We start from the raw sequence: 11,242 nt of genomic DNA, 5'->3' as shown, positions 1-11,242 counted from the left end.
CCCGCCGCCCGCCGCGCCGCCGCCGGTGGCCTGATCGGCTGCGCGCATCACACCGGGACGGCCTGCTGCGACCGCGCCAGGGCGGCGACCCCGCCGGTGCCGGCCTGGACCGTGCCGTCCTGTCCGAGCACGACGAACAAAGGCCAGCGCCGTACGCCGAACGCGGTCATCAGCGGCCCCTCCACCGGCTCGACCACCACGCGGGCCACCGGCGAGACGGCCTCGATGATGTCGGCGGCCTCGTCGGCCGATCCGGAGATCACCACCAGGTTCTGTTCCCGCCCGCCCGGCACGGCGCCGGCGTACTCGACGAAACGGGGAAGCTCCTCATGACAGGCCGGGCATCCGGTGGACAGGAACCCGACCAGCAGCGGGACTTCCACACCGCTCAAACCGGCACCACTCACACCGGCGCTGCTCAAACCGGCACCACTCACACCGGCGCTGCTCAAACCGGCACCACTCACACCGGCGCTGCTCAAACCGGCGCCGCTCACACCGGCCGGCTCACGCAAGGCGATGGCGGCGCCGTCCAGCGTGGTCGCGGTGAAGCCGGCGACCCGCGTTCCCTTCACGGGGAGCAGTCCGCGCTCCGCGAGGTTGTCCGCACCCGCGCGCGCCCATTTCTCGTCGTACTCCCGTAACCGGCGCAGGACGGCCAGCATCAGCAGCAGGTTGAGCCCGCCCAGCACCCCGACCACGACGACCGCCGCGATCAACACCACGTCCATCGACACATCCTCCAAGCCTCAGCGGGGCCTTCAACGGACCTTCAGTGGGGAAGGACGACCGCCACAAGATCGTCATAAGAGATGACGAGAGCGGCCAGGACCACCGCCACGAAAGCGGACAGCGTCAGAGCCGCCGGGTCCCACCCGGCGCCCCCCGAAGCCGCGATCGGCAAGGTCCCCGTCACCCCAACCGCCGTGATCGCCAGCAAGATCGCGTTGCGCACCAGGTGCCGCCTGCTCAGCGGCTGCGCCGACGCGCCGAAGCACCGGCAGCTCGCCGAACCGCCCCGCCGCAGAGCCGAGCCGATCGCCATCGTGAAGACGATCAGCATCGCCGCCCCGGCGGCCAGGCCCGCGAGCGCGGTGACGTCGGCCGGCAGCAGCGCCGCTGTGGCCAGCTCACACGTGATCACCGCCGCGGCGACGGCGGATCTCCAGCGCGCTTTCACGCCGAACGCCGCCAGCGACGCCCGGAACTCAGTTCGATCGCGCCGCCCCCGCACTTTGCTCACGGCCGCGGCGAAGAACACCACCGCGAGTAACACCCGACAACCGAATCCGATGTAGACAATCAATGTTCCAACCCCTCGGGGGATCGGTTGCGCCTTCAATTCTGCTTGATCCCGTGAAATCGCGCTCTGGTCGACCGCGGGACCAAGCAGAATGTGAGGATCAGAGCCTACCGGAGGCCTAGGCGCAGCAACCCGTGTTTACTATGTCGCAGTTGCTGTAGAGGGTGTACATCGTACGGGGGTATACGTTGGCCCCCAGTTTGCACAGCCCGGTGCGGCAAAATCTCTCATACTCGCACCCTCCCGCGCTGGCGACCGCCTTTGGCGCGAAGCGTTCGAGGAGCCTGTCACCTATCGACGCTAAAGCAGTTCTCATGCCTTTGCCGCCTCTCCTTGATCGTTCTCGTACGCTCTCCTTCACGAGTATTGAGGCGAAGGCCATGAACTCAAAGGTCACAAGGCGGACGTTTGCCGGACATTCGCCGGGCATTCTTAGCCGTGGCAAGCTCGCGCGACAGCCTGAGATGCGAAAACGGATGTCCGGCGCGCGAAGTGCCCGGTAAATGTCCTGCTGTCAACCTGGATCTCCCCCTCATCCCGACCAATAATCAGGCGTAGCGGGCGGCCGGTTCATCAACGGACGTGCACGCATTGCCGTCATGCCGTCAGGAAGGTCTGCTGCCCATGACCGTCTATGAACGACCCAAGAATGCCGTGAGCGTGCCGACCGATTTCGGCGCGGTCGACCTGTCCCCGGATCCCGATCGTCCCGGCACCTGGGTGCTGTTGTTCGACTATTTCCCGCAGTCCTATGTGAACCTCGCTGACCCGCGTAATCTGAGGTTCAAATACATTCAGTGGCTCGCGTCGGTCGCCGACTGTGTCGCGGAGCCCGGAGCGCCGATCAGGGCGCTGCACCTGGGCGGCGGAGGTCTCACGCTCCCGCGGTATGTCGCCGCCACCCGGCCGGGGTCGGCTCAGCTGGTCGTCGACCGCGACGCCGCGCTGATGGAGACGGTCAGGAAAGTGTTGCCGCTGCCGGATGATTCCGCGATAGAGATCCGCATCGCCGACGCGCGGGACGCGATGGGGTCCGCCCGTCCGCGAGCCTACGATCTCATCGTCACGGACGTGCTGATCCAGACGGGAGTGCCCGCACGGCTCACGAGCCTGGAGTTCGCCACCTCGGCGGCGCAGGCATTGACGGAAGGCGGGCAGTACGCGCTGAACATCGTGGATTCGGTCCCCTTCGACTTCGCGCGCCGTCAGGTGGCGACCTTGCGTGCGGCGTTCGGCGAGGTGTGCCTGTTCTGCGAGCCGGACGTGCTGCGCGGCGACCGGATCGGCAATCTTCTGCTCGTGGGCGGGAACGGCGGCCGGCCGGCGCGGACCGAATCGATGGAGCGCGCGCCCGCTCCCGTGACACTGCTCGGTGGCGGCGAGCTGGATCGCTTCGCCGGGGACGCCCGGCCGCTGACCGACGCGGACGCGGTCGACTCGCCACCGGCGAGGCCCCTCTGATTCCTCCCCGGAATGCCCCCGCCCAGGTCGCCCGCCATGGACAGGCCCTCGCGGGGACCCCGCGGAGCGCCTTGCCGGTTCTCCGGCCCGCACACCGGTGACCGGCGAACCCGCGGTCTCGGCTGCCGCGCCGTTCCGCCGCCTCGGATACGTTGCCGCGTATGAAGGTCGTACGGGTGACCGGTGTTCTCATCGAGGACGGTCGCATACTGCTGCTGGATCAGGACACCGGTGGCGGGCGGTCGTGGTCGTTGCCGGGCGGCAAGGTGGAGCGGGGCGAGGCGTTGGGGGACGCGCTGGTGCGCGAGATGCGGGAGGAGACGGGGTTCCCTGGGGCCGGCTCCTACATGGGGTCCAAGGCCGCCATCGGCCTTTGACCCTTGCCCGTCGCGGGGTGCCCGGTCCGTCGCTCCGAAGGGGCTTGTCAGGGGCAACACGGGCCGCTGCTACGCTGCTGTGCCGTGCAGGAGACGCGCCTCGACACCGCCCGGATCCGGGCGGCCCGCCAGGTGATCGACCCGGTCTTCCTCGACACCCCGCTCTACCGCTGCGAAGCGCTGGAGCCCCGTCTCGGCTGCACGGTGAGCGTCAAGCTCGAAACGGCGAACCCGGTCCGCAGTTTCAAGGCCCGCGGCACCGAACTGGTCACCAGCCTGCTCACCGCCGGCGGCTCGACGGCCGCGGTGTGCGCCAGCGCCGGCAACCTCGGCCAGGCCCTCGCCTGGTCCGGTCGCGGCCGGGGGCTCGACGTCACCGTCGTGGCGTCCCGTTCCGCCCCCGCGACCAAGCTCGACCGCATCCGCGCGCTGGGCGCCCGGCTGGAGCTCGTGGACGGCGACTTCGACACGGCCCGCGAACGGGCGGCGGACATCGCGCGGCACGACGGCATCCGGCTGGTCGAGGACAGCCTGGACATCGAGACCTGCGAAGGCGCGGCGACCATCGGCCTGGAGCTGGTGGACGGCGCGCCGTCGTTCGACGCCGTGCTGATCGCCCTCGGCGGCGGAGCGATGGCCACCGGGGTGGGCCATGTGCTGAAGGCCCTCGCGCCCGGCGTCGAGGTGATCTGCGTCCAGCCGCTGGGCGCGCCGGCGATGACACTGTCGTGGCGTCAACGGCGCGTCGTCACCACCGGCCCGACCGACACGATCGCCGACGGCGTCGCCGGACGCCGCCCCATCCCCGACGTCCTGGACGACCTTCTGCTGGTCGCCGACGACGCCGTCCTCGTGCGGGAGGCGTCGATCGTCGCCGGCATGCGGATGCTCCTCGACCACGCCGGTCTTGTCGTCGAGCCGTCGGCCGCGCTCGGCATCGCGGCGATCCTGGAGAACCGCGACCGCTTCGCCGGCCGGCACGTGGTCACCATCGTGTGCGGCAGCAACGTCAACGTGGACGCCTACCACCGCTGGGTCGGCACGGCGGCCCTCGGCCAGGGGTGTTGAGGGCCGCCCTCTCGCCACGTACACACGCGAGATCAGCCAGCGGGTCTGCCGAACCAGCGGGAAAGACGGTCGTCCAGGTCCTGCTGATCGTCGCCGGCCCAGGCGACGTGCCCGTCGGGGCGCAGCAGGACGCACGGAACGTCCAGCGCGGCGGCAGGATCCGCGACGTGGTCGACCCGGTCCGACCAGCGGCCTGCGGTCAGGCGTCCGGTACGGTCCAGCAGCAGGCCACGGCCCCGATGCAGCAGATCGTAGAGGCGGCCCTGTTTCACCTCGATGTCGCGCAGGCGGCGGCCGACCAGGTCAGGGCCTTCGCCGAGGTCGTAGCGGACGCCGATCGCGGTGATCTTCTCGATCAGGCGGCGGTTCACCTCGTCGATGTCCATCAGCTCGGTGAGCAGCCTGCGTACGGCCTGCGGGCCTGGTCCGGCGGACAGCAGCTCCGTCTGGGCGCGGGTGTTGTCCAGCACGTCCTCGGCGACCGGATGGCGTTCGGCCTCGTAGGTGTCCAGCAGTGTTCCCGGCGCCCAGCCGTGGATCTGCGCGGCCAGTTTCCAGCCGAGGTTGAACGCGTCCTGAACGCCTAGGTTCAGGCCCTGTCCGCCGATGGGGGGATGGATGTGCGCCGCGTCGCCGGCCAGCAGCACCCGGCCCACCCGGTACCGTTCGGCCAGCCGGGTGGCGTCCCCGAAGCGGGACAACCAGCGGGGAGAATGCACCCCGAAATCGGTTCCGGCGACGCTGCGCAACCGCTGTTGGAAATCCGCCAGGGTCGGCGGTTCCGCGCGGTCGCTGACTCCCCCGGCAGGGACCACGACGCTGTAGACCCCCGCACCGAAGGGCCGGAGCCAGAACGGCCGGTGGATCTCGCCGACTTCGGCCACCTTGGCGGCGATCTCCTCCTGCGGCGCAGCCACTTCCATCTCGCCCATCAGGGTGTCCGTCCGTGAGGGCTCGCCGGGAAAGGCGACGCCGAGCAGCTTGCGCACCGTGCTGCGGCCGCCGTCACAGCCGACGAGATAACGCGAACGCAGCCGTTCCCCGTCGGCCAGCACAACGGTCACACCGTTGTCGTCCTGCTCGAGATCGGCCACCGCGCGACCGCGCCGGACCTGCGCTCCGAGTGCGATCGCGTGCTCTTCGAGCAGCCGTTCGATGACCGGCTGCGGGATGCCCAGCAAATAGGCGTGCGCGGAATCCAGGTCCTTGGGCGCGGGCTTGCTGATGGCGGCGAAAAAGCCGCCGGCCGGACGCTGCCGCCCGTGCGGCAGAACGCGGTCCAGCAGGCCGCGCATCGCCATCAGCTCAAGACTGCGGATGTGCAGGCCGACTATGCGGACGAACGACTTGGGCTCGGTCTCCTTCTCCAGGACGAGAACCCGTACGCCGTGCAGCCGCAGCTCGGCGGCCAGCGTCGCACCGGTCGGCCCGCATCCGGCGATGATCACATCGAACGTGACAGGCGCGCGATCGGCGCGGGAAGGAAACTGCGGAGAGTGCATAGGTGTTGCCTTTCGGGAGTGCCTTGTCATCGAGGCGCTCCCGGCGACACCTACGTCGATCGCCCGGCCGTGACAGCGAGGGAGAGCACCCACATCGATACAGCGTTCATGGGTCCCACCTCCTCGGACGGTGTCACGGTCGCCAGCAAGCTATCAGCCCGGCGACTCCACTTGCACCTCCTATCGATATTCAATAGATTCTGATCGTCATTCGATGGAGGGATGAGGCATGGGAAAGCTGGCAGTGCGTGCGCTTCGTGTCGTGCTCGCGGTGGTGCTCATCGGCACTGTGTTCGTACAGGTGTCGATGGCGTGGGCGTTGATCAGCGGGAACGACCCGGAGGACGGCTCGCTCCCGCTGACCGCGTTTCGCGTGATCGCGATTCTGGGCATGCTGACGGTCCAGGTCGCGCTGGTCTGCGTGTGGCGGCTGGTGACGATGGTGCGGCGCGGGACGGTGTTCTCCCACGCCGCCTTCCGATACGTGGACGTCGTGATCGGCGCGATCGTGGCCGCCGCCCTGCTGTGGTTCGCGGTCACGGCCGTCAACGCGCCGGGCCAGGCCGACGACCCGGGCGTCACCGTCATCATGGGCGGGATCGGCCTGGCCGTTCTGGGGGTGGCGCTCATCGTGTTCGTGCTGCGGATGCTGCTCGTCCAGGCCGTCGCGCGCGACGTCGAGGCGACGAGGATGCGGGCCGAGCTGGACGAGGTGGTCTGATGCCGATCGTCGTCGACATCGACGTGATGCTGGCCAGGCGCAAGATGTCCGTGGGCGACCTCGCCGACCGGGTGGGGATCACGCCGGCCAACCTGGCGGTGCTCAAGAACGGCCGCGCCAAGGCGGTGCGCTTCACGACACTGGGCGCGCTCTGCGAGGTGCTGGACTGCCAGCCGGGCGACCTGCTGCGCTGGGAGTCCGAGGACGTCGCGGACGAACGGCGCACGCCGGAGCCGGCGTAAAGCCGGCGGACAGCAGGGGAGCCTCAGACGACGCCGTGGGCGATGAGGCTCCGGGCGCAGTCGAGGACCGTCTGGGAGGCCGGGCGGGGGCGCCAGTCGAGGACCCGTTCGGCCTTGCCGGTGCTGTGGCGGTTGCGGCGGCCGAGCGAGATGGTGATCGACCGCAGCGGTTTGTCGAAGATCGAGATGAGGCGGACGAGAAGGTCGGGAAGCTGGCGGGTCGACACCTTCTCCCCCGCCTCGCCGAGCCCTTCGCGCAGCGTGACGGCCATCTGGCGCATCCAGGTGAACTCGCCGGTGGCCAGGAAGCGCTGCCCGCCCGCCTGCGGCGAGGTCATGGCGCGGACGTGGATGTCGGCCAGGTCGCGCACGTCCACGATCTCCAGGCCGATGCGCGGGCTGCCGGGCATCCTGCCGCCGATCATGCGCGCGACGATCTGGGTGGAGCCGACGTGGGCGGGGGCCAGGATCGGGCCGAACACCGAGCCGGGAAGGATCGTGGTCAGCGTCGTCGGCCCGTCGTGGCCGGCCATGAAGTCCCAGGCCGCCTTCTCGGCGAGGGTCTTGGAGCGCCGGTACGGGGAGAGCGAGGGGTCCGCCGGGTCGGTCCAGAGGCTCTCGTCGGTGACGCCCTCCTCGGCGTAGGAGGACGGGCTCGCGGCGTTGGCCGCCGAGGTCATGACGACCCGCCGTACCCCGGCCCTGGTCGCGGCCTTGAGAACCCGCAGGGTGCCGTCGCGCGCGGGGCCGATCAGGGCGTCGTCGGTGGCGTCGGCCAGGCCCAGCGGCGAGGCCACGTGCAGGACGTGGTCGCAGCCCGCCACCGCGGCGTCCCACCCCTCGTCGCCGGTGAGGTCGGCGACCGCGAACGTCAGCCGGTCGCCGGGATCGACGACGGCGCGGACGGCGGCCCGTACGCCGGCCTCCTTCGACGCGTCGCGGACGGTCGCGCGCACCCGGTAGCCGCGCCGGAGCAGCTCGACGACGCACCAGCCGGCGACGTAACCGGTACCACCGGTCACCAGCACTGTCTCGGTCATGTCGGTTCCGATCGTGAAACGTGCCGCCAGGAAGGTAGGCTGCACAAGTGGAGGATTCCTCCACTAACAATATGGAGGAATCCTCCATTTAGCAACCGTGGAGGCCGCCCGATGACCGAGGAGCACGTGAGTGGCGAGGGACGCCCGCTGCGCGCCGACGCCCGGCGCAAGCGCGAGGCGATCCTGACCGCCGCCGTGGACGTGTTCGCCGAACGCGGCATCGACATCGCCCTCGACGAGGTCGCGCGGCGCGCCGGCGTCGGGATCGCCACCCTGTACCGCCACTTCCCCACCCGGGAGGCGCTCATCACCGGCGCTTACGTCCGGGAGATCGACCTGCTGTGCGACGGCGTGGACGACCTGCTGGCCGCCATGCCCGCCGACGAGGCCCTGATCGCCTGGATGCAACGCTTCGTCGGGTACGTGGCCGGCAGGCCCGGCATGGCGCTGGCCCTGAAGTCGATCGTCACCACCACCGACGCGCAGGCGCTGAAGGCGAGCCACGACCGCGTGCACTCCGCGCTCGCCCTGCTCGTCGGCGCCGGTCAGCGCGACGGCCTCATCCGCGCCGACGCCTCGTCCGAGGACCTGGCCAACGGCCTCAGCGGCGTCAGCCTCGCCAACAGCCAGCCCGGCACCCGGGAACGGGCGGACCGGCTGATCGTCCTGCTGGTGGACGGCCTGCGGCACACCGCCCCACGTTCCGCGACAAACCGGTTTGCCGCCGGCCCGCCCGGTCGGATAGGAAACTCGCATGCTGAGGGGCAGTAAGGTCGGGCTCAGGGCCCGGCACGACGAGGACATCCCGATCCTGCAGGCCGAGCTCTACGACGACGCGCTCAACCACTCGCGCAGCCAGAGCCGGCCGTGGCGGCCGATCACGCCCGGCTCGAAGGACTCGCCGCTCCTGGTGGACGACAAGGAGCAGGGGCACGTCCCGTTCTCCGTGGTGGAGCTGGACGGCGGCACGCTGGCCGGCACCGCGGTGCTGTGGGACATCGACAACCACAACCGCTCCGCGCACATCGGGCTGGGGCTGCGGCCGTCGGCCCGCGGCAAGGGGTACGGCACCGACGTGGTCGCGGTGCTGTGCCACTACGGGTTCGTCGTACGCGGGCTGCAGCGGCTGCAGATCGAGACGCTGGCGGACAACGCCGCGATGCTGCGTTCCGCCGAGCGCAACGGTTTCGTCCGTGAGGGCGTGCTGCGCTCGGCGGCCTGGGTGATGGGCGAGTTCCTGGACGAGGTGCTGCTCGGGCTCCTCGTCCAGGACTGGAAGCCGGGCTCGACGGGCCGGCCGGGGGAAAGCTGAGCCGTCTCAGGTCAGGGGCGGAGGACGGCATCGCGGTGCGAGTGAGGCGTTCATGGTCTTGACGACTCGGGGGCCGTTCGTCATCTTTAAGAAGCTTTCCTAAAAGTGCACTGCCCACCCGCTGGAGGACAGCGAATGCGCATGAGAAAGCCCGCCGCCCTGGCCGCCACCGCCCTCCTCACCGTCGCCCTCGTCGGCACCGCCTCCCCCGCCTACGCCTATCCCACCGACTGCACCACCGGCCGGGACGGCACCAAGACCGTCTGGGTCCACTGCGCCGGCGGCTTCGGCCAGTACGCCGCGAGCATCTACGTCATCAGTCCCACGGGCGGTGCCTGGCCCGAGTACGGCCCCTGCGTGCACCCCGGGCAGCGCTCGGAGTACACGCCCGCCCACAACATCCCCTTCCTCGGGCCGGGGATCGCCTACTGCTGAGGCGGATGCCGCTCCCGCTCCGGGCGCCGCGGCGCCGGCTCGGAGGATCGGGCCGTAGGTCCTTCCGTCCAGGTCGTCGTCGAGGGCGAAGTACTGTCGCCGTCCTTGTCGACGGCTGCGACCAAGGCGTGCCAGAGGGCGTCGTACTCGGTGTTGAACGCGCGCCCCTTCGGCGGGTCCGGCGGCCCGGTGATCCGCGCCGACCTGGGAACCCGCCGGAAGCGCCGGTCGTTCTCCAGACAGAGCACGCGGGAATCGGGAGGGACAGTGGGCTGGCACTACAGGAAGTCGATCAAGGTCGGGCCGTTCCGGATCAACCTGTCGCGGCACGGCGTCGGTCACAGCTTCGGCAACCGCAAGTTCCACGTCACGACCACTCCCGACGGCCGCCGTCACGTGTCCGTGCGCCTGCCCGGCGGCTTCCACGTGAGCAAGGCGTTCGGCCACCGCAAGTACCGCCGCCCCTACTGAGCGGCGTTCCCCGGCGCGGCGCCGGCCTCACCAGCAGCGCATGTCCGCCCAGGAGCCGGTGTACGTGCCGTACAGGTCGATGATCACCGGCTCCGAGGTGGAGGTGTCCTCCGCCGGGGTGCCCCCCTCGTCGAACAGCGTCCAGGCCGCGAACTCGTGGTCGCCGAGGTCTCCGTCGGGGTCCTCGAACCTCGCCCGGCGGTAGTGGCTCAGCACCTCCTGGACGGGCCGGTCGGTGGAGAGCTCGAAGCGGATGGAGTACCAGCAGTCGCCGGAGTCGCCACCGCTCACCTCGACCTGCGGGGCGGCGTGCTCGACGTCCGTCCCGGGCGGCGGCGGGTACGCGAGGACGCGGTCCGCCATGCGCGCCAGCCGGTGGTCGGTGATCCACACCGGCGCCATGACGAGAGCCGCGAGCAGCAGGAACGGCGCCGACAGCAGGGCCAGGCAGCCGATCCGGCGAGCTGCTCGCGAGCCGCTGGGCTTCTCCGGCGGCGCTGGCGCGGGCGGGGCCTCGGGGGTGGGCATGGAACACATGATCGCGGAAATCCGGTCGACCGGCGATCATGCGCCTTGTCATCCTGTACGCCATGACGACCGAGTCGCGGCAGCAGGTGCGCAGATACTTCGACGCGTTCGGCGACGCCGAGTGGAACCGGCTCGCCGGTGACGTCGCGGGCCGGGTCAGCCTTGAGGTGCACCGCCGCTTCCTGACGCGGTTCGTCCGGCCCGGCCATCGGGTCCTGGAGGTGGGCGCGGGCCCCGGACGGTTCACCGCCGAACTGGCCGCGCTGGGGGCGAGCGTCGTGGTCACCGACCTCTCCCCCGTGCAGCTGGCGCTGAACGAGGAGCGGCTGCGGGGCGGCCCGGCCGAGGCGGCGGTGGAGCGCCGGGAGATCATGGACGTCTGCGACACCAGCCGGTACGCCGACGGGGAGTTCGACCTGGCGCTCGTGTACGGCGGCCCGCTGTCGTACGCCTTCGAGCAGGCCGGGGGCGCGCTGCGCGGCCTGCTGCGCGTCACCCGGCCGGGTGGTCCGGTCGTCGGCTCGGTCATGTCCCTGCTGGGGGCGTGGCGGCACTCCCTGCCCGGCGTGGTCAAGATGGCCGAGGCCATCGGCGAGGACGCCAACGACCTGATCCTGCGCACCGGGGACCTGCGCCACAACGGGCGCCAGGACGGCCATGTCTGCCAGATGTTCCGCCACCGTGACCTGGCCGCCCTCGTACGGGCCGCCGGCGGGGAGATCGTGGCGGGCGCCGCCAGCAACTGGGCCAGCCTGGGCGACCCGGACGCGCTCGCGGCGCCC

The 11,242-nt window shown here is 70.5% G+C and carries 16 protein-coding genes; 10 read left to right on the top strand and 6 right to left on the bottom strand.

Features of this window, described 5'->3' with window-relative positions; all coding sequences use genetic code 11:
- Positions 1 to 47: 47 nt before the first annotated feature.
- Positions 48 to 731, bottom strand: coding sequence for a TlpA family protein disulfide reductase (locus KME77_RS04895; RefSeq protein ID WP_219462373.1), 684 nt, complete (start codon positions 729 to 731; stop codon positions 48 to 50).
- Between the two features lie 41 nt (positions 732 to 772).
- Positions 773 to 1,342: a MauE/DoxX family redox-associated membrane protein gene (locus KME77_RS04890; protein WP_219462371.1), complete on the bottom strand. Its 570-nt coding sequence runs from the start codon at positions 1,340 to 1,342 to the stop codon at positions 773 to 775.
- 585 nt (positions 1,343 to 1,927) lie between these two features.
- Here KME77_RS04890 and KME77_RS04885 point away from each other — a divergent pair.
- The 3 genes from KME77_RS04885 to KME77_RS04875 all read left to right on the top strand — a co-directional run bounded on the left by KME77_RS04885 (position 1,928) and on the right by KME77_RS04875 (position 4,209).
- Positions 1,928 to 2,764 (top strand): spermidine synthase, encoded by an 837-nt coding sequence (locus KME77_RS04885; RefSeq protein ID WP_219462369.1) that lies wholly within the window; start codon positions 1,928 to 1,930, stop codon positions 2,762 to 2,764.
- 161 nt (positions 2,765 to 2,925) lie between these two features.
- Positions 2,926 to 3,141, top strand: coding sequence for an NUDIX domain-containing protein (locus KME77_RS04880; protein WP_246609182.1), 216 nt, complete (start codon positions 2,926 to 2,928; stop codon positions 3,139 to 3,141).
- 84 nt (positions 3,142 to 3,225) lie between these two features.
- The gene (locus tag KME77_RS04875) at positions 3,226 to 4,209 is read left to right on the top strand and encodes a threonine ammonia-lyase (RefSeq protein ID WP_219462367.1); all 984 of its coding nucleotides are present in this window, start codon (positions 3,226 to 3,228) and stop codon (positions 4,207 to 4,209) included.
- A gap of 32 nt (positions 4,210 to 4,241) precedes the next feature.
- On the opposite strand, the gene rox is transcribed toward KME77_RS04875, so the two are convergent.
- Positions 4,242 to 5,711, bottom strand: coding sequence for a rifampin monooxygenase (rox, locus tag KME77_RS04870; protein WP_219462365.1), 1,470 nt, complete (start codon positions 5,709 to 5,711; stop codon positions 4,242 to 4,244).
- 229 nt (positions 5,712 to 5,940) lie between these two features.
- Between rox and KME77_RS04865 the strand changes: the two genes are divergently transcribed.
- Together KME77_RS04865 and KME77_RS04860 are read left to right on the top strand one after the other, a co-directional pair.
- Positions 5,941 to 6,432 (top strand): DUF2975 domain-containing protein, encoded by a 492-nt coding sequence (locus tag KME77_RS04865; protein WP_219462363.1) that lies wholly within the window; start codon positions 5,941 to 5,943, stop codon positions 6,430 to 6,432.
- Positions 6,432 to 6,674, top strand: coding sequence for a helix-turn-helix domain-containing protein (locus tag KME77_RS04860; RefSeq protein ID WP_219462361.1), 243 nt, complete (start codon positions 6,432 to 6,434; stop codon positions 6,672 to 6,674). The genes KME77_RS04865 and KME77_RS04860 overlap by 1 nt, the downstream gene beginning before the upstream one ends.
- A 23-nt stretch (positions 6,675 to 6,697) precedes the next feature.
- On the opposite strand, the gene KME77_RS04855 is transcribed toward KME77_RS04860, so the two are convergent.
- On the bottom strand, positions 6,698 to 7,714 hold the full coding sequence (locus KME77_RS04855; RefSeq protein WP_219462359.1) for an NAD-dependent epimerase/dehydratase family protein: 1,017 nt from the start codon (positions 7,712 to 7,714) through the stop codon (positions 6,698 to 6,700).
- Between the two features lie 111 nt (positions 7,715 to 7,825).
- Between KME77_RS04855 and KME77_RS04850 the strand changes: the two genes are divergently transcribed.
- The 3 genes from KME77_RS04850 to KME77_RS04840 all read left to right on the top strand — a co-directional run bounded on the left by KME77_RS04850 (position 7,826) and on the right by KME77_RS04840 (position 9,461).
- Positions 7,826 to 8,485: a TetR/AcrR family transcriptional regulator gene (locus tag KME77_RS04850; RefSeq protein ID WP_219462357.1), complete on the top strand. Its 660-nt coding sequence runs from the start codon at positions 7,826 to 7,828 to the stop codon at positions 8,483 to 8,485.
- A complete protein-coding gene (locus KME77_RS04845; RefSeq protein WP_219462356.1) occupies positions 8,469 to 9,026 on the top strand; it encodes a GNAT family N-acetyltransferase in 558 nt (185 codons plus the stop codon). The genes KME77_RS04850 and KME77_RS04845 overlap by 17 nt, the downstream gene beginning before the upstream one ends.
- A 135-nt stretch (positions 9,027 to 9,161) precedes the next feature.
- Positions 9,162 to 9,461, top strand: coding sequence for a hypothetical protein (locus KME77_RS04840; RefSeq protein ID WP_219462355.1), 300 nt, complete (start codon positions 9,162 to 9,164; stop codon positions 9,459 to 9,461).
- Here the strand turns inward: KME77_RS04840 and KME77_RS04835 are convergent.
- A complete protein-coding gene (locus KME77_RS04835) occupies positions 9,452 to 9,709 on the bottom strand; it encodes a hypothetical protein (protein WP_219462354.1) in 258 nt (85 codons plus the stop codon). The two genes, KME77_RS04840 and KME77_RS04835, sit on opposite strands and share 10 nt — an antisense overlap.
- 19 nt (positions 9,710 to 9,728) lie before the next feature.
- On the opposite strand from KME77_RS04835, the gene KME77_RS30200 reads away from it, so the two are divergent.
- Entirely contained in the window at positions 9,729 to 9,932 is a 204-nt protein-coding gene (locus KME77_RS30200) for a DUF4236 domain-containing protein (RefSeq protein WP_219462353.1), read from the top strand.
- Between the two features lie 27 nt (positions 9,933 to 9,959).
- Here KME77_RS30200 and KME77_RS04825 read toward each other — a convergent pair whose 3' ends face one another.
- Positions 9,960 to 10,460: a hypothetical protein gene (locus KME77_RS04825; protein ID WP_219462352.1), complete on the bottom strand. Its 501-nt coding sequence runs from the start codon at positions 10,458 to 10,460 to the stop codon at positions 9,960 to 9,962.
- 38 nt (positions 10,461 to 10,498) lie between these two features.
- Here KME77_RS04825 and KME77_RS04820 point away from each other — a divergent pair.
- The coding region (locus tag KME77_RS04820) for a class I SAM-dependent methyltransferase (protein ID WP_219462350.1) at positions 10,499 to 11,242 on the top strand (744 nt) is incomplete at its 3' end.

Origin of the sequence: Nonomuraea rhizosphaerae, assembly GCF_019396405.1 — a bacterium.
GTDB lineage: Bacteria > Actinomycetota > Actinomycetes > Streptosporangiales > Streptosporangiaceae > Nonomuraea > Nonomuraea rhizosphaerae.
Note: the sequence above shows the minus strand (reverse complement) of the source record. Positions and strands in the feature narration are given on the sequence as shown.